We start from the raw sequence: 21,232 nt of genomic DNA on the forward strand, positions 1-21,232 counted from the left end.
GCCTGTCCGTCAGGCGATCTCGGGACCATGCCGGCTGGTTGTCGCCCGATCGCCCCGTGAAGTCACGCCGGGGACGCGTTTGCGGCAGCTGGTCGGGTCCGGTCGAAGACGATCCGGACGACCGGGCCTTCCACCGGATAGGCGAGGCGAATCCGTCTGCTGCCGCTGCATGCGGCACTTGTGTGCGTTCCGGTCACCGATGGCTTCGAAGGCCGTCGAACACGATCTCCGCGGCACGCCGCCACGACGGCGAGCCGGTGGTCTCCCCGAGCAGCGACAGCGCCCACACCAGGGCGACGACGTCCTCGTCGGTCGCGTCGGCGCGCAGCGCACCGTCTTCCCGGACGCGCGCGAGAACGGCGGACAGCTGCGACATTCCGCGGTGGCAGGCTTCCGCCAGCCGAGCCGCCGCGGGATGATTCCCGGTGAACGCCTCGAGCAATCCGCGATCGGCGGTCAGCCGGACGAGCAGGTCTTCCACGAATCCGGTGAACGCCGTCCACGCGTCCGGCTCGGCCGCGGCGCGGGCGGCGATCTCGTCCACGGCCGCCAGGCGTGGCGGCAGGAGGGCGTCGATCAACGTGTCGCGGGTCGGGAAATGGTTGTACAGCGTTCCGATGCTGACGCCCGCCCGCCGCGCGATCTCCTCCAGAGAGCCCTCGAGGCCCTGCTCGGTGAACACATCGGCCGCGTGCCGCAGCAATTTCTCGCGATTGCGGGCGGCGTCCCGGCGCAGCGGTTTGGTCACGCGCCCATCCTACAAAACTGAGGGAAGCCTCGATTTCATGCTACGGTGATAAGTCGAGGGGTCCCTCAGATTCAAGGAGAGTGTATGGCCCAGCAAGCAACCGCGGTGATCGTCGGCGTCGGGCCCGGTCTCGGGATGTCGATGGCCCGCCGTTTCGGCCGGGAAGGATTTCGCATCGCGCTGATCTCGCGCAGCGACGCGAGGCACGCGGCATATCTGGCCGACTTGGCGGCGCGCGGTATCGACGCCACCGCCCACGTCGCGGACGTCACCGATCGCCCACGGCTCGGCGCGGTCCTCGACGACATCCGCCGCGACGGCCCGATCGGAATGGTCTATTACGGGCCGGGGCCGACGCAGCAGCCGGTGCCGATCACCGATATCGACGCCGAGACGGCGCGATCGGCATTCGAGTGGGTATGGCCTGCGGTGGACGTGGTGAGCGACGTGCTGCCCGGCATGCTCGACCGCGGGGACGGTGCGTTGCTCTTCGCCGGTGGCCTTTCCAGCGTCCGCCCCATGCCCATGCTCGGTCACCTCGCCCTCGCGACCGCCGCGCTGCGCAACTACGCGCTCACCCTCAATGCGGCCCTGGCGGGGCGCAACCTCTACGCGGGCACCCTCACCATCGGCGGTCTCGTGGAGCGCGGGGACATCCACGCCATGGTCACCGCCGACCCCGCGCGCTTCGGCAGCGCGGAAGGCCACACTCTCGATCCGGACGACTTGGCCGAGACCGCGTGGAACATGTATCGCGGCCGCGACCGGGCCGAGGAGATCTTCGACGCCATCGGCGGATGACGGTCGGACTCAGCCGTAGAGCGCGATGAAGCGGTCCAGGGAGCGCTCGATATCGCCTTTGACCGCGCGGGCCACACCGGATCCGATCGGACCGAACAGCGGCGCGCCGCCGAGTTCGATGTCGACGGTGACCTCCGAACCGGAGCCCTTCGGCGCGACGAGCAGTTGCAGGCCCAGCTTGGTGCCGCCCTTGCCCGCGCCGCTCAGTTGCAGGCGGCGCGGGGGCTCGGCGGCGCGCACCGTCCAGGTGACCCGGTTGCGCAGGCCCTTCACCGAGGCGATGCCGACCAGTTGGGTGCCGACGGTCAACTCGGCGGGAACCTCACCGCGCCAGGCTTCGTGCATGGTCAGCCATTTGTCGAGTTCGGCGAGGTTGGAGGTGTGCGTCCAGGCCTCCTCCGGCGAGATCGGGACGTCGACCGAGACCTTCAGCTTTGCCATGGGCGCATGGTATCCGGCCGGTGGCCCACCCGGTCGAATTCGAACACCCGCCAATACGTTTGTGGACAGACCGGTGAACACCCGTTCCACCTGCCGAGTTCCGGCGCGCGGCTGCACGGCCGCTGCGCCGCCGGTGCCGTTCCCGGTGCTCATCCGGGTGCGGCCCCGTACGCAGGGCGAACGTCCGCGGGTTGCACCGCAGCCCAACATTATTGCGCAGCTATGTCGCGATCCCCGGCACGTATCGTCCCAGCTCCGGGAAAACAGAAAGTGTCGATGGGATCGGCAGAGACTTCGTCGGAATGCTGCTAATGTGCGTTTGGTCGGATTCTGGTTACCGTTCGGATACGATCCGGGCGGTCGGCGATTGACGTGTAATCGCCTGTCCTGCGGGCACTGTGCGGTAGGCACTCGCGATGAGTGCCGGTGCCGTCGCGGGGTTCCGGTACTCCGACGCGGACCCCACCGACCGGTCCGTTCATGGTCGGCAGGCGAGGGAAGGCGAGCGAAGCAGGATGGCAATGGGCCGATTCCTCGAGACCAGTCAACGACGAAAGAACTGATGAATCAAGATATCGCCGTGGTGCTTTCATGGATCCTCGCCGCCGCTTTGGTGATCGCCGTAGCGGGGGCGTTGTACGCAGTGCAGTATGCCAGGGCTCAACGGGCCAAGCTCGAGGCTGTGAGCAGGGAACAGCGCGCGACGGAGGACACGCTCGAGCGGTTCGCCGCCACCACGCTGCCCGCGGTGGCCGAGTCGATCCGCCGGTTCGAGTCGCAGGTGCCCCCGGTCGAAGTCCAGGCGGGCATGGAGAATTCACGGCTCGCGCAGATCCTGCGGTGGATCTCCGAGCGGTACGCCGACGATCTGAGCCTGATGCGCTCGGAGACCAGGGACCTGACCAACAACGAGGCGCAGCAAGCGATCAAGGCCGCCGAGGAATCCGCGCGCACCGAGGTCGCCTCGGCGTCGCGCCAGGCGACCAGCGCCGCGGTGCGCTCGTTCGGTACCTCCGTGGTCAGCCTCGGCGCGGATGTCAGCCAGGTGGTGAGCGCCGCGCTGCGTGAGCATCGCGACGACGCGGTGTACGAAACCCTCACCCGCATCGACCACACCGTGCAGCAGATGATCCGTCAGGCGCAGTCCTATGTGATCGTTTGCGGTGGTCTGCCCGGCCGTCGCTGGCCCGCGCAGACGCTGACCGACGTGGTCGGCGGCGCCATCGGCCGCGTCCGCGAATACCTGCGGGTGCGGCCCAACCAGCTCGATCGCATCGTGATCAGCCGCGCGGTGGAACCGCTCGTGCACACGCTGGCGACCCTGCTGGACAACGCGTTGCGGTACTCCCCGCCGACCTCCTACGTGGACGTCAACTTCCAGGAGGGTCATCACGGCGTCACCGTCATCATCGATGACGCGGGCGTGCGGATGAACGCCGAGCAGATGGAGGAGGCCCGCCAGGTGCTCGCGCACGAGCGGCCCGTCGACATCCACCAGCTCGGCCCGTCGCCGAAGGTCGGCTTCCCGGGTATCGCCGCGCTGGCTCGTCGCTACGGTTTCACCGTCTACATCGACGGCCCGAACGTCTACGGCGGCATGCGCGCGATGGTCTACATCCCGGAGTCGCTGCTGGTCACCCCGCAGAACGTCCAGGAGGTCGCGCCCGTGGCCGAGGCCAAACCGGAGCCGGTGACGGTTCCCGCGCAGGACGCGCCGAGCGAGCAGTCCGGCGAGGACGAGCACTCGCTGACGGTGAGCGAGATCACCAGTGGCGGGTTACCCAAGCGACGACGCAGGACGGTCGCGCTCGCCCCGGTCGGGCCGCGCACCGAACCGGGCCTCGCTCGCCCCGAGGTCGCAGCAGCTTGGCATACCGGCTCCAAGAGCGGCCGCGCCGCCGCATCTGATGACACGGAAGGGATGACATCCTGATGGCCACACCCGTGACCGACAGCAGCAACAAACTGGGCTGGCTACTCGAAGATCTCAGCATCACGGGTGTGCGGTTCGCGGTGTTGCTGTCCGACGACGGCCTGCGGATCGCGCACTCCACGGGGATCGCGCGTGACGAGGCGGAGCGCTTCGCCGCGGCGGCCTCCGGCCTGCGCTCGCTCGGCAAGGCGCTCGGCGAGTTCTGTGGCGATTCCACGAATGGCGTCCGGCAGAACATAACCGAGTACGACCAGGGGATGATCCTCATCACCGCGGCGGGCGAAGGGGCGTTACTCGGCGTCGCGACGACCAACGAGATCGACGTGGGCCTCGTCGCCCACCGGATGAACGAGTTGGCCGGCCGGGTCGGACGCGAGCTCGGCAGCCAGCCGCGTAGGCGCGTAGACGGCAGCGAAATGCCATGATCGAGCGCAGCGAGCGAGTCAAAGGTACTGCGCCGCTGCGCATCACGGAGCCGAGCGAAAGCGAGGCGACGTCATGAGCAAGCCGCGGCGCGATCCGGACCTGGTCCGGGCCTATGTGCGCACCGGAGGGCGTACGCGTCCCACTCGCGAGCTGGACCTGGTTACTTTGGTCCTGACCGCCAAAGATCCACTCCCCGGCGCGTCGCCCGATGCGCGCCGGGTCATGGCCCTGTGCAGCCGTCGAGGTGCGCTGTCGATCGCCGAGATCGCGGCGTATCTCGACCTCCCGCCGTCCGTCGTGAAGATCGTCGCGTCCGATCTCATGGACGGCGGGCACCTGGTCACTCCCACCCCGGCCGAGTCCCTGCCGGAGATCGCTCTGCTGGAGGAGGTACTCAATGGGCTCCGTGCTCTCGCCGTCTGATCGCGCCGTCGACTACGTGCCGGAGACCGTGACCCGCTCGGTGAAACTGCTGGTGGCCGGCAATTTCGGCGTCGGCAAGACCACGTTCGTGAGCAGCGTCTCGGAGATCAAGCCGCTGCGCACCGAGGAGACCATCACCGAAGCCAGCGTCGGCGTGGACGACATGGCCGGACTGCCCGGCAAATCGCAGACCACGGTCGCGATGGACTTCGGCCGCATCACCCTCAGTCCCAAGCTCGCGCTCTACCTGTTCGGCACTCCGGGCCAGCAGCGTTTCGTCCCCTTGTGGGAGGAGCTGGCCCGCGGTGCCCTCGGCGCGCTCGTGCTGGTGGACACCCGCCGCATCGAGAAGTCCGACGAGGTCCTCTCGGTGCTCGAGGAACGTGGCGTTCCCTATTCCGTGGCGGTCAATCAGTTCGAAGGCGCGCGGCCCTACCCGTTGGAAGAGGTGCGCGATGCCCTCGACCTGGAACCCGGCACACCGCTGACGTTGCTGGACGCGCGTGATCGAGGCACGTGCCTGCGTTCACTGATCACGCTTGTCGAATTCTTGTTCCACCGTTTGGAGTCTCGCATTTGACCACGCCACAGTCCTCGACCTTCCCCCCACACCTAGCCATCGGCGCCTGCCCGGTCGCGCACGGATCGCCGATCGACACCGACGGTCCCAGATTCCCGCTCTACGCGGAGGATTTCGCGGCCGACCCGCACGGGACCTACCGGGAGATGCGCAGGCGCCATGGATCGCTGGTCCCGATCGAGCTGTCGCCCGGTGTGCCCGCCACGCTGGTGATCGGCTATCAGGAAGCCGTGCGGATCCTCAACGATCCCGAGCACTTTCCCGCCGATCCCCGCGTCTGGCAGAAGAACATCCCCGAGGACTCGCCCATCCGTCCGATGATGGAGTGGTACCCGAACGCCCTGCGCAACAGCGGCGCCGCGCATGCCCGCTACCGGGGCGCCTACACCACGAGTATCGATGCCATCGACCTGCACGAGGTGCACTCGATGGTCGAGCGCATCGCGATTCCGCTGATCAATACCTTCATCGAGGTCGGATCCGCTGATCTGGTGACGCAGTACGCGTTCCCGCTCGTCTTCGAAGTGCTGAACCGGATCGTCGGCTGTTCGACGGAACTGGGTCAGCGGGTCGCCACCGGCATGGCGATGCTCTTCGACACCGTGGAGGCGGCCAAGGGGATGCAGATGCTCTCCGAGGCCTTGATGGAGCTGATCCATCAGCGCCGCGCGGAGCCGGGCGACGACGTCACGTCCGGGCTGGCGCATCACCCGGCCAATCTGAACGACGAGGAGATGCTCTCCAACCTGATCAGCCTCTACGGCGCCGGAATCGAGCCGCAGCAGAACCTGATCACCAACACGCTGCTGCTGATGCTCACCGACGACCGTTTCGGCGGCGACGTCCTCGGCGGCAGCCTGTCGACGCGCGACGCGCTGGACGAGGTGTTGTTCAACGACCCGCCGATGGCGAACTTCTGCATCACCTATCCGCGCCAGCCCATCCTGATCGATAACACCTGGTTGCCCGCGCATCAGCCGGTCATGGTCAGCCTGGCCGCCTGCAACAACGACCCGGCGATCCGCGGCGGTGACCGCACCGGCAACCGTTCGCACCTGGCGTGGGCCGTCGGACCGCATGCCTGCCCCGCGAAGTCGGTGGCGTCGGTGGTCGTCCAAGAAGCCATCGACCAGCTCCTCGACGCGCTTCCCGAAATGCAGTTGGCCGTGCCCGCGGATCAAGTGGTCTGGCGGCCCGGTCCGTTCCACCGGGCGTTGGCGGCTTTGCCGGTCGTCTTCCCGAAGTCCCCTCCCTTGAACATGGTGTAAGGAGTAGCGTCCCGATGTCGCAAGAGCCGATAGTCTTGGATCTGACCGGTTCCGATATCCAAGGCGAGGCCGCGCGGCTGCGCGAGCGTGGGCCGGTGGCCCTGGTGGAACTGCCCGGCGGGGTGCCCGCGTGGTCGATCACCGATGCCGTCGTGCTCAAGACCCTGTTGGCCGACGCGCGCGTGTCGAAGGATCCCCGGCAGCACTGGGCGGCGTTCATGAACGGCGAGATCACCCAGGAGTGGCCGCTGCACCCGTGGGTGGCGGTCGACAACATGTTCACCGCCTACGGCACCGAACATCGGCGGCTGCGCAAGCTGGTCGCACCGGCGTTCACGCACCGCCGCACCGTGGCGCTTCGACCGCGCATCGAAGCGATCACCGCGGACCTGCTCGACGGGCTGGCGGCGACCCCGCGCGGTTCGGCCGTCGACCTGCGCGAGGGCTACGCCTATCCGGTGCCGATCCAGGTCATCACCGAGCTGATGGGCGTGCCCGACCATTTGGGCCCCGGCGTGCGGAAATGTGTCGACGGATTCTTCGATACCTCCTTCGGGCCGGAGGAGGCCCAGGCCAATTATCTCGAGATGTACCGGTTGATCAGCGAACTCGTGGCCTACCGGCGGGAGACGCCGGGTGACGACATCACCAGCGTGCTGATCGCCAGCCGGGACGAGGAGGACGGCTCCCAGCTGACCGAGAAGGAACTCGTCGACACCCTGATGCTGGTCATCAACGCCGGGCACGAGACGACGGTGAACCTGCTCGATCAGGCCATCTTCGCGTTGCTCACCCACGCCGAGCAGCGCGCCGACGTGATGGCGGGCCGGATTCCGTGGTCGGACGTGGTGGAGGAGTCGCTGCGCTTCGAGGCGCCGGTGGCGCACCTGCCGCTGCGCTACGCCGTCGAGGACATCGATATCGCCGGTGTCCGCATCCCCGAGGGGGAGGCGATCCTGGCCTCCTATGTGGCGGCCAATCGCGATCCGAAACTGCACGGCGCCACCGCGGGTGAGTTCGACCTGCGGCGACCGACCAAGGATCATCTGGCCTTCGGTTACGGCGCCCATCACTGCCTGGGCGCGCCGCTGGCCCGGCTGGAAGCCGAGATCGCCCTTCCGGCCATCTTCCGGCGCTTCCCCGACATGCGCCTGGCGACCGATCCGTCCGAGCTGGGCCCCGTGCTCAGCTTCATCTCCAACGGCCATTCCGAGTTGCCCGTGTTCCTGGAGGCGGACTAGTCGCCCGCACCGGCATCTCGAATCACACGTGCGCGAGTAGGGCTCGGTCGTCCGTTGTCCCGGTCCCCGGCAACCCGCGTATCCCTCGCGGATACGCGGGCACGGGTGTTCCGCCGAAGGCGGGTGCACGCGGAAAGTACCCGATCGCGCCAACGTGGCGCACGAGATATGCTCTGCCCCAGCGAAATTCGGCGTAGTGTCGAATTCGCCACGCCGCACGGCGATCCGGATCACGAGACCCGGAGCTACCCGTCGTGCGCCCACCCTTGCTCGTCGAACGTTCCGACTTTGGAGTCACGTTTTGACCCACCCCCAGTCCTCGGCATCGTCCTACTCCGGCGGCTGCCCGGTCCGGCACGGTTCACCGGTCGGCGCCGACGGCCCCCGGGTCGCGCTGTACGCGGACGATTTCGCGACGGACCCACATCGTGTCTACCGGGAGATACGCGAGCGATACGGATCGCTCGTTCCGGTGGAACTGTCTCCCGGGGTGCCCGCGACGCTCGTGATCGGATATCACACCGCGCTGCGCATCCTGAACGATCCCGACCACTTCCCCGCCGATTCCCGGACGTGGCAGCAGACCGTGCCCAGTGACTGCCCGGTCCTGCCCCTGCTCGAGTGGCGACCGGCCGCGATCCGCAACTCCGGCGCCGAGCATGCCCGATACCGGCAGGCTACGGTCGCGGGCATCGAGGAGATCGACCAGTTCGCATTGCGCCACACGGTGGAGCGGATCGCCGTTCCGCTGATCAACAGCTTCTGCGCGGACGGCTCGGCCGACCTGATCGCGCAATACGCGTTTCCGCTGTCGTTCGCGGTGATCAACGCCATGCTCGGCTGCCCGCCGGACATCGGGCAGCGGGCGGCGATGGGGCTCGCGGCGATGTTCGAAGGCGTGGACGCCGAGCGGGGCAACGCGATGTTCAACGACGCCATGGCGGACCTGGTGGCGCTCAAACGGTCCCAGCCCGGCGACGACATCGTCTCCCGCATCCTGCGTCACCCCGTCGACTTCGACGACACGGAGATGGTCCAGCAGGTGCTGATGCTGTACGGCGCCGGCATCGAGCCGCAGCAGAACCTGATCGTCAACACCCTGCGCCTGATGCTCACCGACCAACGGTTCGCGGGCGGCCTCCTCGGCGGCAGCCTATCGACCCGGGACGCGCTGGACGAGGTGCTGTTCACCGATCCGCCGCTGTCGAATTACTGTGTCACCTTCCCACGTCAGCCGATCCTGATCGACGGCGTCTGGCTACCCGCGCACCAGCCGGTGGTCATCAGCATGGCCGGATGCAACGACGACCCGGCGATCAACACCGGGCAGTACACCGACAACCGCGCTCATCTCGCGTGGAGTGTCGGGCCACATACCTGCCCGGCCCGGTCGGTGGCCTATCTGATCGCCCAGGATGCCATTGATCAGTTGCTCGACGCGTTGCCCGAGATGCGGCTCGGCATCCCCGCCGAGGAGCTGACCTGGCGGCCGGGTCCGTTTCATCGATCGCTGACCGCCCTGCCGGTCCTCTTCCCGGAATCCCCGCCCCTGCCGGTCTTCACGGACCAGCCGGAAGCCGGTTCGGCGTCGTAGCCGACCCCGCCCGGCGAGCCGACCCTGCCGTATGCCGATCCCAGAAGGAGGTTGCCGCTCAGAGGTCGTCGTGCACACAGCTGATGAGGGTGTGCGTGTGCCCCGGCCTGTCACCGATTCCCCCGCATCACGTCGACCTACGCCGTCGCGGCGCGCACGCGCCGGGCGATCGCGTTCGTCGAAATGTTCGTTCCTCTGGAGTTTCGTCTTTGACCACGCCACATTTCCCGCCGTCCACATTCGCGAACGGGTGCCCCGTCACGCACAGCTCGCCGATCGATAGCAGCGGCCCTCGCTACCCGTTGTATTCGCAGGAATACGCCGAGGATCCGCACCGGGCCTACCGCGAGATGCGCCGACAGTACGGTCCGCTCGTCCCGGTGGAACTGTCGCCGAACCTGCCCGCCACGCTGGTGATCGGCTACCACACCGCGCTGCGTATCTTGAACGATCCCGACCACTTCCCGGCCGACCCGCGCACCTGGCAGAAGGACGTTCCCGGCGAGTGCCCGGTCCTGCCGATGCTGGAGTGGCGGCAGAACGCGCTGCGCAGTTCCGGCCTGGAACATCTGCGCTACCGGCAGGCGAACGTCGCCAGCATCGCCGGGATCGATCTGCACGCGCTGCACGGAACCATCGAGCAGATCGCCATCCAGTTGATCAACGCGTTCTGCGAGGACGGTGCGGCCGATCTGATCAGCCAGTACGCGTTCCCGCTCAGCTTCGCGGTGCTCAACGCCATGATCGGCTGCCCGGCGGACATCGGCCAGCAGGTCGCGACCGGCATGGCCGCCATCTTCGAGGGCGTGAACGCGGACAAGGGCAACGCGATGCTCACCGACGCGCTGTTCGAACTCGTGCAGCTGAAACGCAAAGACCCCGGTGACGACATCACCTCGCGGCTGCTGCGGCACGAGGCGGGCCTGGACGACGTGGAGATGATCCACCAGCTGATCACGCTCTACGGCGCCGGTATCGAACCGACGCAGAACCTGATCGTCAACACGCTGCTGCTGATGCTCACCGACGAACGGTTCGCGGGAGACTTTCTCGGCGGGAGCCTTTCGACCCGCGACGCCCTCGACGAGGTGTTGTTCAACGACCCGCCGATGGCGAACTACTGCGTCAGCTATCCCAAGCAGCCGATCCTCATCGATGATGTCTGGCTGCCTGCGCACCAGCCGGTCGTGATCAGCATGGCGGGCTGCAACAACGATCCCGCGATCGGTGTCGGTCAGCGCACCGACAGCCGCGCGCATCTGGCGTGGAGCGTGGGGCCGCATGCCTGCCCCGCCCGATCGGCCGCGTACCTGGTGGTCCAGGACGCGATCGATCAGATCCTCGACGCGCTGCCCGAGCTGCGCTTGGCCGTGCCGCCCAGCCAGTTGAACTGGCGGCCGGGCCCGTTCCACCGCGCGCTGGTGTCGCTGCCCGTGGTCTTTCCGAAATCCCCTCCGCTGACCGTCTTCTAAGGAGTTCCCGATGGACACACAGCCCCTCGTCCTCGACCCGACAGGCGCCGACATCCAGGGTGAATCCGCGCGGATCCGCGCGCGCGGGCCGGTGGCCCTCGTCGAATTGCCGGGCGGTGTGCGGGCGTGGTCGGTCACCGACGCCGATCTGCTCAAGCGGTTGCTGGCCGATCCGAGGGTCTCGAAAGACGGCAAGCAGCACTGGCCTGCGCTCGTCAACGGTGAGATACCCCAGGACTGGCCGTTGTTGCCGTGGGTCGCGGTGAACAACATGTTCACCGCGTACGGCGCGGACCACCGCAGACTGCGCAAACTCGTCGCGCCCGCGTTCACCCACCGCCGCACCCAGGCGATGCGCGCCATGATCGAGCAGATCACCGCGTACCTGCTGAGCGAACTGGCGGCCACACCCGCGGGCGAAGCGGTGGACCTCAGGGAAGGCTTCGCCTACCCGTTGCCGATCCAGGTGATCAGCGCGCTGATGGGCGTCCCGGAGTCCCTGAACGCCGGTCTGCGTACGTGCGTCGACGGTATCTTCGACACTTCGCTCGGGCCAGAACAGTCGCAGGCGAACTATCTGGAGATGTACCGGATCCTCGGTGAGCTCGTCGCCTACCGGCGTGAAACGCCCGGTGACGACATGACCAGCCTGCTGATCTCGCACCGGGACGAGGACGACGGCTCGCAGCTGACCGAGCAGGAGTTGATCGACACGCTGCTGCTGGTCATCAGCGCCGGGCACGAGACCACGGTGAACCTGCTGGATCAGGCCGTTTTCGCCTTGCTGACCCACCCCGGCCAGCTCGCCGAGGTGACCGGCGGGCGGGCGACCTGGACCGACCTGATCGAGGAGGCGTTGCGCTACGAGGCGCCCGTGGCGCATCTTCCGCTGCGCTTCGCCGCCGACGACATCGAGATCGACGGACTGCGCATCGCCAAGGGCGAGCCGATTCTCGCGTCCTACGCCGGGGCCAACCGCGATCCGAAGCTGCACGGCGCCACCGCGGACGAGTTCGACGTGCGGCGAGCGACCAAGGAGCACATGTCCTTCGGGTACGGGGCGCATCACTGCCTGGGCGCGCCGCTGGCCCGGTTGGAAGCCGAAATCGCCCTGCCCGCGCTCTTCCAGCGCTTCCCGAACATGCGCTTGGCGGCCGGACCCGATGAACTCGGCACCGTGTCCAGCTTCATCTCCAACGGACACGCCAGGCTTCCGGTGTACCTGGAGCCGGCCGACTAGCCGCGGACACGCGCCCCCGGTGGCGGCCGGGGGCGCGAGGCGGCCGGTCCCGCGTGCTCGCGCGAGAGCGGTTCTCCCGCGGCGCACTTGACGAAGCGGTGGTCCGGGGCCGAGAGTGCGCTGATGGTTTCCACCACCGAGGTGGCCGGCGCTACGCTGCGCAAGGTCACGATTCGCCTGGTGCCCTTTCTCGGGCTGCTGTACTTCGTCAACTACCTGGACCGGGTCAACATCGGGTTCGCCGGGCCCAGCGGTATGAAGAACGACCTCGGTCTCACCGAGACCGCCTTCGGATTCGCCTCCGGCATCTTCTTCGTCGGATACCTCCTGCTCGAGGTGCCGAGCAACTTGGCGCTGCACCGGTTCGGCGCCCGGCGCTGGATCGCCCGGATCATGGTCACCTGGGGCCTGGTGGCCACGGCGATGGCGTTCGTGCCCGACGCCACCGTGCTGTACATCCTGCGGTTCCTGCTGGGTGTGGTGGAGGCGGGCTTCTTTCCCGGCATCCTGCTCTATCTGACCTACTGGTTCCCGCAGGCGCAACGAGCGCGGATCGTGGCGTTGTTCATGACCGCGGTGCCCATCTCCACCGCGCTGGGCGCGACGGTGTCGAGCCTGATCATCCAGTACGGCGACGGGGTCTTCGGGCTCAGCGGTTGGCGGTTCATGTTCTTGGTCGAGGGGCTGCCCGCCATCGCGCTGGCGGTGGTGACGTGGTTCTATCTGACCGACCGTCCCGAGCGGGCGACCTGGCTGGCCCCCGCGGAAAGGGAATGGCTCGCGGGCGAACTCGCCGCCGAGCAGGCCGCGCTGCGCAGCGCCGAGCACTGGACTCTGCGTCGTGCGCTGACCCATCCGCGGGTGCTCGGGCTCGCCCTGGTCTACGGCGGCATCGTCTACGGCCTCTACGCGCTCGGCTTCTTCCTGCCGACGATCATCGACGGCTTCCAGCAGCAGTACGGCACGCGGTATTCGGTGGTGCAGCGCGGGCTGATCAACGCGGTGCCCTACCTGATCGGGGCGATGGTGATGGTGTGGTGGGGGCGGCACGCCGACCGGACCGGCGAGCGCGTCTGGCACGTCGCGCTGCCCGCGCTGCTCGGCGGCCTCGCCATTCCGGCGGCCCTGTATCTCGGCGATCCGTTCGCCGCGATGGTGGCGGTGACCGTCTGCGCGGTGGGCGTGCTCGCGGCGCTGCCGACGTTCTGGGCCCTGCCGGGCACCTTCCTGACCGGTGCCGCCGCGGCGGGCGGCATCGCGCTGATCAACTCGATCGGCAACGTCAGTGGTTTCGTGGCGCCGTACGTCACCGGTGGGCTGAGGGACGCGACGGGAAGCCAGCGCGCCGGGCTCTGGGTGGTGGGGCTGTGCATGATCGCCGCCGCCGCAGGCGTACTGACACTGCGAGGGCGCGCGGGCGATGTTCCGGTGCGCCGGAAGCCGGAGCCGTGATCTGCCGACAGCGGCGCTCACTGTCGGCTCCGGCACTGCTGAACCGGAGGGGGCGACGGGCCATGTCGACCGACGAGTGCACCGGTGCGCTCGCAATGTGGCGACCGCCACCATGCGTTTCCAGTGTCGGCGCGTAAGTCGTTGTGGTGGACTATCATCCACGGGATGTAGACCGGAATGAGCCGATCTACACGGGCCGTCACCCGGGCTTCCCACCCTTCCGGCGTCGCCGTCTCAGACGACCGTCCGCCGCGGTTGTAGGGTGAGCGCTGCCCGGTCCGGCATGTTTGCGCGACGGTCGCGCGGGCATCCGGGGAAGACGTTGCATCACGCTGGGAGGACCGATGGCTACCGAAGACCGGACCGCAGTGTTCGACGCGGTGGTCGCGGCGGCAGACTATCCCGTGCTGCTGGTCACCGCGCAGGCGGATGGCCGGCGCGCCGGTTGTCTCGTCGGATTCGCGACGCAGGTCAGCATCGAGCCGCGCCGGTTCTTGATCGGCCTGTCCAAGAAGAACCACACCTACCGGGTCGCGCAGCGCGCCGAGCGGCTCGCGGTACATTTGCTCGGCAGCGAACAGCTGTCGCTGGCGCGGCTTTTCGGCGGTGAAACCGGCGACGACATCGACAAGTTCGTGCACTGCGACTGGCACGCGGGTCCCGATGGCATTCCGGTGCTCAGCACGGTGCCCAGTTGGTTCAGCGCCCGCATCCGTGAGCGCTACGACTTCGGCGATCACGTCGGAATGCTGCTGGAACCCGAGGACGGCGACGTGCGGCGACCCGCCGCCGAGACCCTGCATTATCACTCGGTAGCGGATCTCGTTGCGGGCCACGCCGTCTGAGGAGGTTTCCGGCGCCGACGAGCGCGCGGTCGCTACCTTCGTGCGTTCGCAAGATCGAAGCGCGCTGCGAAGGCGGACAACTCGTCGCGCGCGCGCTCCGGGTCGCCCGTACCGGCGCTCACAACGATGCGCGTGACGCCCTGTTCGGCCATTCCCTCGACCCGCTCGGCGGGCATGTCGATCGATCCCCAGCGTGTGTATTCGAACGCGCCGGGGTCCCGGCCCGCCGTACCGGCCGCGGCGTGGGCGATCTCCAGCTGGGTGGCGCGTTCGGCCGGCCCGAGCATTCCGCCCGGGAAGTAGCCGTCGCCGCGGGATCCGGCCCGGCGCGCGGCGGCGCGGCTCGATCCGCCGACATGGATCGGCAAGGTTCCGCCCCCGGTGGGTTGCGGGTAACTGCACAGGTTCTCGAACCGGAAGAACTCGCCTTCGAAGCTCACCCCGTCCGCGCCGCCGGACCACAGGAGCCGGAGCACGTCGATGGCCTCGTCGGCTCGGCGGCCCCGGGTGGCGAAATCGACGCCAACGGCCCGCGCCTCGCCGGGCAGCGTGCCCAGGCCCACCGTGAGCAGGCGCATCCGTCCCTTGGACAGGACGTCGATCGTCGCCAGGCGTTTGGCGAGCACCACCGGATGGTGATAGGGCAGCAGCAGCACCGCGGTGCCGAGCAGAATCCGATCCGTTGCGGCGGCCACGAAACTCAGCGCGTCGAGCGGGTCGGCGAACGGCACCGTCGGCGTGAGCTCCATCGGCCCGATCGTCGCGCCCGGGTACAGCGCGACGTGCTCGGGCAGGTAGATCGCCTCGAATCCGCAGCGTTCGGCGTGCTGGGCGTAGGCGATCAGCCGATCCGGGTCGACGCCGAAGAAGGGGGTGCTGTAGCTGACCGCGAATCTCACCTCGGCTGCTCGATCCGGTCGAACTCGCAGGCCGCCGCGAGCCGGTCGTTCAGATGACGACGCACCTGCGCCAGCCGTTCCATATACGAATCGACCTCGGCCAGCTTGCGCCGCAACGTGGAGACCGAGTCCGGGCAGACGTCTCCGGAGCCGTTGCCCGCCCGCAAGCAGGTGACGAACGGACGGATGTCGTCGAGATCGAACCCGGCGCCGAGCAGTTCACGGATCTTCGCCACGATCCGCACCTCCGCGTCGTCGTAGGAGCGGTACCCGTTGGCCGCGCGGCGCGGCCGCACCAAACCGTGTTCCTCGTAGTACCGCAGGGCCCGGGTGCTCGTGCCCGCCCGCTGCGCCAGTTCGCCGATGCGCATCCGTCCTCCTTGGCCGCCGTCACCGCCACGCTAAACCTTCTCGTCGACGTCAAGGCAAGCGGCCGAGAGCACTGCCCGGCGTGGTCGCCCGAGCGCTACCGCGGTCGGCGAGTGTTCCGCTCCGGCGTGGTGTGGTGCTCGACCAAGAACGCCGACATCGCCTCGGCGACCGCGGCGGGCTGGTCGAGCATCGAAAGGACGTAGGCGTCATCGATTTCGACCAGTCTCGCGCCGGGGATGAGTTCGGCGAGTCTGCGGCCGTGCTCGCGCGGCATCACCTTGCCCGCCGACGACCACAGGATCAGCGCGTCGCCCCGGAAGTCGCGCAGTGCCTCGGTATTCGCGATCAATTCCGGCTTGCGGAACCCCGACTTGGTGTAGGCGAGCAGGTCGCGCCGAATCCCGGCATCCCGCAGCCCCGGTTCGGTCCAGTCGCGCACCAACGCGTCGGACAGCGGGCGCCGCGCCATCCAACCGAACAGCAGCGGCGAGCGACGCAGCCACCGAACGCGTAATTGCCGCAGCGCCAGTGAGACGCCGCCGGGCAGATAGGTGGCGACGGTGGCCATCTTGCCCGGCAGGCCGGGCGGGAAATTGTCGAACGCCTCGCACGGCAGCACGATGAGCCTGCCGACGCGTTCGTCCAGTCCGTAGGCGGTGAGAAACAGCGCACCACCCCAATCGCTGTGCACGAGCGTGACATCCCGCAGATCCAATGCGGCGAGAAGATCGGCGACGAGTTGATTCAGGCCGCGCAAGCTCAGGTCCACACCCGGCCGCAGCGGTAGGGGATGGGCGCCGAGCGGCAGGTCCGGCAGCACATACCGGAAGCCGTCGGGCAGGGCGTCGATGACCTCGTCCCACACCGTGTGGTTCATCAGCAGACCGTGCAGCAGAACGACCGCCGGTCCTTCGCCGCGCTCGACGTAGTGCACCCGGCCCACCGGTAGTTCGATAACGGGCATGTCCGCCTCCATTCGAGCGATCACTCTAGAGTAGTTGCTCTAGTCTGGAACGGTGACCGAGAAGATGTCAACCAGCACCCGGGAGCGCCTCGTCACCGCGATGGCCGAGCTGATGCGGACGCAGGGCTACGCGGGCACCAGCGTCAAGCAGCTCACCGTCGCCGCGAGCGCGCCGATGGGGTCGCTCTATCACCACTTCCCCGAGGGGAAACCGCAGATCGCCGCCGCGGCGCTGCGCACGTCCGGAGCCGCGTACCTGCGGTTGCTCCCGCTGCTGTTCGACGCCGACGAAGACCTGTGCGAGGCGATCCCCGCCGCGTTCGCGTCGGCCGCCGAGCAGATCGAACAGACCGGCTGGATGAACATGTGCCCGGTCGGCACCGTCGCTGGTGAGGTCGCCGACAGCGAACCCGGGCTGCGCGAAGTCGCCGCCGAGGTCATCGCCTCTTGGATCGACGAGGGCGCCGACTACTTCGTCCGTCGCGGCCTGTCCGCACCGGACGCCCGCGAGCTCATCCTCGCCGTCCTCGCGGCGCTCGAGGGCGCTTTCGTGCTCAGCCGCACCCTTCGCTCGACCGAACCCTTGCACGCGGCCGGCCGGTCGTTGCGCGCCCGCATCGAGCAGATGCTCGACGGGGTGGGCGAATAGCAGATCAACAGTCCGCCATCATCCGAGTCCCTCGCGGCGAATCCGGCGCGAACTGATTCGACATCATCGACGCGGGGGCCTGCGGCGCGCAGGCGACCAACGGGCGTGCTCACGGAAGCCGGGGTTGACGACTCGGGGGTCTTCTCCGGTCTCGAGAATATTCCCGATGGACTCGACGTTCGCCGTGAGCATCGCGCGGAAGGACTCCTCGGTAGCGCCCGCCGCGTGCGGCGTGACGAGAAACCTGTTGTCGCCCAATGCCATCAACCCGAGGGGATCGTCTTGCGCGGAAGGCGCGGGCACGACGTAATAGCCGTCCATGGCAGCGGCCGCGAGGCGGCCGTCGAGCAGCGCGGCTCGCAACGGCGCTGGATCCACGAGCTCCGCTTCGGAAGTGTTGAGCAGAATCGCACCGGGCTTGACGGCGGCCAGTTGCGCTTCACCGATCATCCGGGCCGTCTGCGGGCCGTATGAAGCATGGAGACTGATGACATCGGACTCGGCGAGGAGTTCGGCCAGCTCGACCCGGCGAGCGGGGATGGTCTGTTCCAGTTCCGGTTTCGCTGTTCGGCTGACGTAGACCACGCGCATCCCGAACCCATCGGCCGCCATCCGGGCGACGATAGCGCCGATGGTCCCCATTCCGACGATGCCGAGCGTCTTCGCATGAAGGTTGCGCCCCTTGCTCTCGGGCCATCGACCGGCCTTCGTTTCCCTGGTCAGGTCCGTGATCCGGCGCCACGCGTCGAGCATGAGACCGATCGTGAATTCCGCGACCGCACGGGCGTTGGCTCCTGGCGCGTTGGTCACCGCGATTCCCGCCGCGGTCGCAGCCGCGGTATCCACGTACGGCTGATACCCGACACCCAGGAACGCGATGACTTCGAGGTCGTCGGCAGTGGACAACGCGGCGGCGGTCGCACGCTCCACACCACCGAGAATGTATGCGTCCTTGCCGACCAGGGCGCGCGCCAATTCGGCTTCGGAGAGGTCATAGCGACGAACATCGACTTCGAGATTCCGCCGCCGCAGCCATTCGATATCGGCCGGTGCCGGGTCGGCCCCGGTCAGCAAGGTGCGATAGCGGCTCGATCGAGCGCTCATCGTCATGCGTCTTTCGCGGTGAGCCGGGTGGCGGTGTCGCGCAGCAACCGCGCGCCCTCCAGCACCAGCCGCGGGTCGCGGGCCAAGGCGACCCGGACGAACTCTCGCCCGCGCTCCGGCTGATTCCAGTAGAAGTTCGTTCCGGGTAGAATGTGGACTCCCTCCCGAATCGCCTCGCGGACGAAGCGCTCGCAATCGCATCCCTCCCGCAGGCGAAGCCAGTCCACCGAAACAGGCGACCGCAAATCGGTGAGGAATTCCAATTCACCGTCCGGAAGAATCGACCGGAGGATATCCCGGTTCTGTAGTACGGAAGGAAGGATGCTGCGCTCGACGCCATTCTTGCAGCTGTCCTCGATGAATTCCGTCAGCACCCGGAGATGGAAAGGGGAGACGCTCTGCAACAGATCGTCGTGCAGCCGGTACATGTCTTTGTACATATCCGGACTGCATACCGTCAATCCGACCTTGATCTCACTGGTCGGCCAGGTCTTGCCCGTGTCTTCGAGCACGATATAGGAGACTCCCGATTCCTCCAGGATCTCGTACTGCGACCAACCGATGGGTTGCGGCGAGAAGAAGCGGAAGGAGGCGTCGAGGACGAGGGTGCAACGGCGGTCGGCGCAACACTGGACCAAGGTTCTGAACTCCGCTTCCGACAGCGTCCATCCGGTGGGATTGTTGGGCGAGACCAGCCAGATCACCGCAGGTGCGAGCCGGGCCATCGCCGCAGGCAGGCGTTCGACGGTGCAATCTTCTTCCGGCAGCGGTACGAGCTCGACATCCTCGCGGCGCAAGATCGATGAAATATTGTCGAAGACCGGCTCGATCAGGGCGACTCGCTTGCCCGCGCGAGCGCAATGACTTACCACCATCGTTATCGCGGATGATGCGGAATACGACAGCATGTATCTGGACACATCTCCGTGCATCGGCTCGCCGGCCAGACGCAGGAAAGCGGCGAGGAACGTTTCCTCCAGATCGGATTGCGATTGCTCGCGCGCCTCGTAGAACAGCTCCGGGAACCGCTCGACGATGTCGTTCTGCGAGGCAGTCAGCGGTTGACGGCAATGGGCATCCGAAAGGTTTACGGCTCGATCGAGACTGCGCCGCTCATATGTGGTGCTGGTGGTGTGCCCGAGCGGGTTCGGAAGATTCGGACAGTGCGTACGAATAGATGTCACGGTTGATAAACCTTCGAGATGGTAGTTGCATGCGGATGCGTGATGTTTTGTGGGCGTATCGGATGCCTCGGCGAACGGCGGAATCCGGGCAGTCGGCAACTGGCAAGACCGGCGGTTAAACCGGGCGTCCGCTCCATGGCGAGTCTTTTCGCTCGTGCGGTGACGGAGTTTCGGTCCAAGGTGTCGGAAAGCGTTGCCCGGTCCGGACGGCGTCGACGGCTTCGGAATCCATGGATGGTACGGCCGCGATCTCCGCTCGGTTTCGGTGTCCGGGATCGGGAGGGTCCGCATTCTTCGCGGAAGTGTCATTTCCGTCGGGCCGGGCGTCGAGGGAGCCATAGATATCGTCGCCGAGGACGGCGTCCACTATCCGCCTTGTCGTACTGACGATGAGTTCTCGACTCACTTCGTCGGGTGCCCCTGGCGTGGGCGCGGCACGCGCCGCGACCCGGCCCAGCCCGATTCCCGCACCGATACCGATCGCGGTCGCGGAGAGGAAGCCACCTGACGAACCGGCGAAGTCTACGGACTGGCTCGCCAGAATGCTTCCCATGGCCACGCCCACCCACATCAGGCTGAAATGAAAGCCGAGGGCTTCACCGAGTGCATCTTCGGAGACAACGGCATTCATCCGATCGGTGCTGGCCGGGAACACGGCACCGGCCAGCACGCCGACGATGAAAACGGCTACCGACAGCGAAACCGGCCCGGTTGCCAGGGCACAAGGCACCACGCCGATTCCGAGGCCCACCAGCAGGACATACGGCGAGATGGTTCTGGAGATCGCGCCGTAGCCGTATCCACCGACCACCGCACCGGCTGCGCCTATGGCCAGCACCAGTCCGATCGACTTCTTGGCGTGGAAATCGTGCATGGCCGTGATGACACTCAGTTCCTCCGCACACAGGACGGCGGCGGCCGCGGCGTATCCGATATTCGGCGCCACGAACCCGATCTGCAACCAGAATCGCTGGGGGGTACGCCGTGCCACTCGGCGCGGACCGGTTCGCAGCGGTGGATTCTGTCGCAACAACACGACCCCGCAACCCACGGCCACCAATCGGACCACGAGCAGCACTACCCCCGTGTCCCAGATACTCATCGCCGCGACACCCAGCGGCGGCCCCACCAGTAGCGAGATATCCGCGGTCACCTCGTACGCGGCCAGCGCCGGTCGCCGCTCGCGTTCGGTCGTGGCGACCGTAATGGCCTGTTTCGCGACGTTGATGATCGGTATCTCGAACCATGCCGCCAACGCCGCGAGCAGCAGCAACAGCGGAAACGGGGCGAACGGTGCGACCAGCCAACAGATCCCGTTCACCACGATCGCGGGCGCCAGGGTGGGCCGCAGGCCCGAGCGATCCAGCCGCGGGCCGCGCTGGAGCTCGGTGCCCGCCATGCACAGGTAGACCACGGTGCTCAAGAGGCCCGCAGCACCATAGGAGAGGTCCAACGTGTGCCGCACATGCATGACCAGCAACAGCGATTGGGAGTTGAGAACAGTCCGGAACAGCAGACTGAGCAAAATCATATTGCATACTGTTCGATTTGCCAGAAGCTCTCGGTAGGCTCTCACCCCCACTCACCTCTCGGAGC

21 protein-coding genes are annotated in these 21,232 nt (G+C 67.4%); 13 read left to right on the forward strand and 8 right to left on the reverse strand.

The features are described 5' to 3' along the window. Positions 1 to 193 precede the first annotated feature (193 nt). Entirely contained in the window at positions 194 to 748 is a 555-nt protein-coding gene (locus tag ON29_RS11880) for a TetR/AcrR family transcriptional regulator (RefSeq protein WP_040866282.1), read from the reverse strand. Between the two features lie 84 nt (positions 749 to 832). Here ON29_RS11880 and ON29_RS11885 point away from each other — a divergent pair, with 84 nt between their 5' ends. Further along, positions 833 to 1,549, forward strand: a complete 717-nt coding sequence (locus ON29_RS11885) for an SDR family NAD(P)-dependent oxidoreductase (RefSeq protein ID WP_040866283.1) — start codon at positions 833 to 835, stop codon at positions 1,547 to 1,549. A gap of 9 nt (positions 1,550 to 1,558) precedes the next feature. Here the strand turns inward: ON29_RS11885 and ON29_RS11890 are convergent, their stop codons facing one another. Then, entirely contained in the window at positions 1,559 to 1,990 is a 432-nt protein-coding gene (locus tag ON29_RS11890) for a type II toxin-antitoxin system Rv0910 family toxin (RefSeq protein WP_040866284.1), read from the reverse strand. Between the two features lie 562 nt (positions 1,991 to 2,552). Between ON29_RS11890 and ON29_RS11895 the strand changes: the two genes are divergently transcribed. From ON29_RS11895 to ON29_RS11945, 11 genes are all read left to right on the forward strand, one after another. Next, complete coding sequence (locus tag ON29_RS11895) at positions 2,553 to 3,923, forward strand: ATP-binding protein (RefSeq protein WP_040866285.1); 1,371 nt, start codon at positions 2,553 to 2,555, stop codon at positions 3,921 to 3,923. Continuing rightward, on the forward strand, positions 3,923 to 4,348 hold the full coding sequence (locus ON29_RS11900; protein ID WP_040866286.1) for a roadblock/LC7 domain-containing protein: 426 nt from the start codon (positions 3,923 to 3,925) through the stop codon (positions 4,346 to 4,348). The genes ON29_RS11895 and ON29_RS11900 overlap by 1 nt, the downstream gene beginning before the upstream one ends. Positions 4,349 to 4,421: 73 nt before the next feature. Further along, the gene (locus tag ON29_RS11905) at positions 4,422 to 4,772 is read left to right on the forward strand and encodes a DUF742 domain-containing protein (RefSeq protein WP_039805398.1); all 351 of its coding nucleotides are present in this window, start codon (positions 4,422 to 4,424) and stop codon (positions 4,770 to 4,772) included. Beyond that, on the forward strand, positions 4,747 to 5,352 hold the full coding sequence (locus tag ON29_RS11910) for a GTP-binding protein (protein WP_040866287.1): 606 nt from the start codon (positions 4,747 to 4,749) through the stop codon (positions 5,350 to 5,352). Before ON29_RS11905 ends, ON29_RS11910 begins: the two co-directional genes overlap by 26 nt. Beyond that, positions 5,349 to 6,620, forward strand: a complete 1,272-nt coding sequence (locus tag ON29_RS11915) for a cytochrome P450 (RefSeq protein WP_083863389.1) — start codon at positions 5,349 to 5,351, stop codon at positions 6,618 to 6,620. Before ON29_RS11910 ends, ON29_RS11915 begins: the two co-directional genes overlap by 4 nt. A 14-nt stretch (positions 6,621 to 6,634) precedes the next feature. Continuing rightward, the gene (locus ON29_RS11920) at positions 6,635 to 7,861 is read left to right on the forward strand and encodes a cytochrome P450 family protein (protein ID WP_040866288.1); all 1,227 of its coding nucleotides are present in this window, start codon (positions 6,635 to 6,637) and stop codon (positions 7,859 to 7,861) included. Positions 7,862 to 8,162: 301 nt separating this feature from the next. Then, a complete protein-coding gene (locus tag ON29_RS11925; RefSeq protein ID WP_051175120.1) occupies positions 8,163 to 9,455 on the forward strand; it encodes a cytochrome P450 in 1,293 nt (430 codons plus the stop codon). Between the two features lie 380 nt (positions 9,456 to 9,835). After that, positions 9,836 to 10,927, forward strand: a complete 1,092-nt coding sequence (locus ON29_RS11930; RefSeq protein WP_245548919.1) for a cytochrome P450 — start codon at positions 9,836 to 9,838, stop codon at positions 10,925 to 10,927. A gap of 10 nt (positions 10,928 to 10,937) precedes the next feature. Beyond that, the gene (locus ON29_RS11935) at positions 10,938 to 12,167 is read left to right on the forward strand and encodes a cytochrome P450 family protein (RefSeq protein WP_040866290.1); all 1,230 of its coding nucleotides are present in this window, start codon (positions 10,938 to 10,940) and stop codon (positions 12,165 to 12,167) included. 123 nt (positions 12,168 to 12,290) lie between these two features. Next, positions 12,291 to 13,619, forward strand: a complete 1,329-nt coding sequence (locus ON29_RS11940) for an MFS transporter (protein ID WP_051175121.1) — start codon at positions 12,291 to 12,293, stop codon at positions 13,617 to 13,619. A gap of 344 nt (positions 13,620 to 13,963) precedes the next feature. Further along, positions 13,964 to 14,464 carry a flavin reductase family protein gene (locus ON29_RS11945; RefSeq protein ID WP_040866291.1) on the forward strand — a complete coding sequence of 167 codons (501 nt, stop codon included), beginning with the start codon at positions 13,964 to 13,966 and terminating at the stop codon, positions 14,462 to 14,464. A 32-nt stretch (positions 14,465 to 14,496) separates the two neighbouring features. Here the strand turns inward: ON29_RS11945 and ON29_RS11950 are convergent, their stop codons facing one another. The 3 genes from ON29_RS11950 to ON29_RS11960 form a co-directional block, all read right to left on the reverse strand. Beyond that, on the reverse strand, positions 14,497 to 15,363 hold the full coding sequence (locus tag ON29_RS11950; protein WP_040866292.1) for a TIGR03619 family F420-dependent LLM class oxidoreductase: 867 nt from the start codon (positions 15,361 to 15,363) through the stop codon (positions 14,497 to 14,499). Further along, positions 15,360 to 15,734, reverse strand: a complete 375-nt coding sequence (locus ON29_RS11955) for a MerR family transcriptional regulator (RefSeq protein ID WP_040866293.1) — start codon at positions 15,732 to 15,734, stop codon at positions 15,360 to 15,362. The genes ON29_RS11950 and ON29_RS11955 overlap by 4 nt, the downstream gene beginning before the upstream one ends. 95 nt (positions 15,735 to 15,829) lie before the next feature. Continuing rightward, positions 15,830 to 16,699, reverse strand: a complete 870-nt coding sequence (locus tag ON29_RS11960) for an alpha/beta fold hydrolase (protein ID WP_051175126.1) — start codon at positions 16,697 to 16,699, stop codon at positions 15,830 to 15,832. Positions 16,700 to 16,763: 64 nt separating this feature from the next. On the opposite strand from ON29_RS11960, the gene ON29_RS11965 reads away from it, so the two are divergent. Then, on the forward strand, positions 16,764 to 17,348 hold the full coding sequence (locus ON29_RS11965) for a TetR/AcrR family transcriptional regulator (RefSeq protein ID WP_040866317.1): 585 nt from the start codon (positions 16,764 to 16,766) through the stop codon (positions 17,346 to 17,348). A 63-nt stretch (positions 17,349 to 17,411) separates the two neighbouring features. Here the strand turns inward: ON29_RS11965 and ON29_RS11970 are convergent, their stop codons facing one another. The 3 genes from ON29_RS11970 to ON29_RS11980 all read right to left on the reverse strand — a co-directional run bounded on the left by ON29_RS11970 (position 17,412) and on the right by ON29_RS11980 (position 21,218). Then, the gene (locus ON29_RS11970) at positions 17,412 to 18,452 is read right to left on the reverse strand and encodes a 2-hydroxyacid dehydrogenase (protein ID WP_051175122.1); all 1,041 of its coding nucleotides are present in this window, start codon (positions 18,450 to 18,452) and stop codon (positions 17,412 to 17,414) included. 2 nt (positions 18,453 to 18,454) lie between these two features. Next, a complete protein-coding gene (locus ON29_RS11975; RefSeq protein WP_040866294.1) occupies positions 18,455 to 19,636 on the reverse strand; it encodes a pyridoxal phosphate-dependent aminotransferase in 1,182 nt (393 codons plus the stop codon). 115 nt (positions 19,637 to 19,751) lie between these two features. Then, positions 19,752 to 21,218 (reverse strand): MFS transporter, encoded by a 1,467-nt coding sequence (locus tag ON29_RS11980; RefSeq protein ID WP_157172753.1) that lies wholly within the window; start codon positions 21,216 to 21,218, stop codon positions 19,752 to 19,754. Positions 21,219 to 21,232: the final 14 nt, after the last annotated feature.

The organism is Nocardia exalbida NBRC 100660 (assembly GCF_000308575.1).
Classification (GTDB): Bacteria; Actinomycetota; Actinomycetes; order Mycobacteriales; family Mycobacteriaceae; genus Nocardia; species Nocardia exalbida.

Coding starts and splice junctions, on each gene's coding strand:
- ON29_RS11885 (WP_040866283.1), top strand. CDS start 833: ATGGCCCAGCAAGCAACCGCGGTGATCGTCGGCGTCGGGCCCGGTCTC.
- ON29_RS11890 (WP_040866284.1), bottom strand. CDS start 1,990: ATGGCAAAGCTGAAGGTCTCGGTCGACGTCCCGATCTCGCCGGAGGAG.
- ON29_RS11895 (WP_040866285.1), top strand. CDS start 2,553: ATGAATCAAGATATCGCCGTGGTGCTTTCATGGATCCTCGCCGCCGCT.
- ON29_RS11900 (WP_040866286.1), top strand. CDS start 3,923: ATGGCCACACCCGTGACCGACAGCAGCAACAAACTGGGCTGGCTACTC.
- ON29_RS11905 (WP_039805398.1), top strand. CDS start 4,422: ATGAGCAAGCCGCGGCGCGATCCGGACCTGGTCCGGGCCTATGTGCGC.
- ON29_RS11910 (WP_040866287.1), top strand. CDS start 4,747: ATGGGCTCCGTGCTCTCGCCGTCTGATCGCGCCGTCGACTACGTGCCG.
- ON29_RS11920 (WP_040866288.1), top strand. CDS start 6,635: ATGTCGCAAGAGCCGATAGTCTTGGATCTGACCGGTTCCGATATCCAA.
- ON29_RS11935 (WP_040866290.1), top strand. CDS start 10,938: ATGGACACACAGCCCCTCGTCCTCGACCCGACAGGCGCCGACATCCAG.
- ON29_RS11940 (WP_051175121.1), top strand. CDS start 12,291: ATGGTTTCCACCACCGAGGTGGCCGGCGCTACGCTGCGCAAGGTCACG.
- ON29_RS11945 (WP_040866291.1), top strand. CDS start 13,964: ATGGCTACCGAAGACCGGACCGCAGTGTTCGACGCGGTGGTCGCGGCG.
- ON29_RS11955 (WP_040866293.1), bottom strand. CDS start 15,734: ATGCGCATCGGCGAACTGGCGCAGCGGGCGGGCACGAGCACCCGGGCC.
- ON29_RS11960 (WP_051175126.1), bottom strand. CDS start 16,699: ATGCCCGTTATCGAACTACCGGTGGGCCGGGTGCACTACGTCGAGCGC.
- ON29_RS11965 (WP_040866317.1), top strand. CDS start 16,764: ATGTCAACCAGCACCCGGGAGCGCCTCGTCACCGCGATGGCCGAGCTG.
- ON29_RS11970 (WP_051175122.1), bottom strand. CDS start 18,452: ATGAGCGCTCGATCGAGCCGCTATCGCACCTTGCTGACCGGGGCCGAC.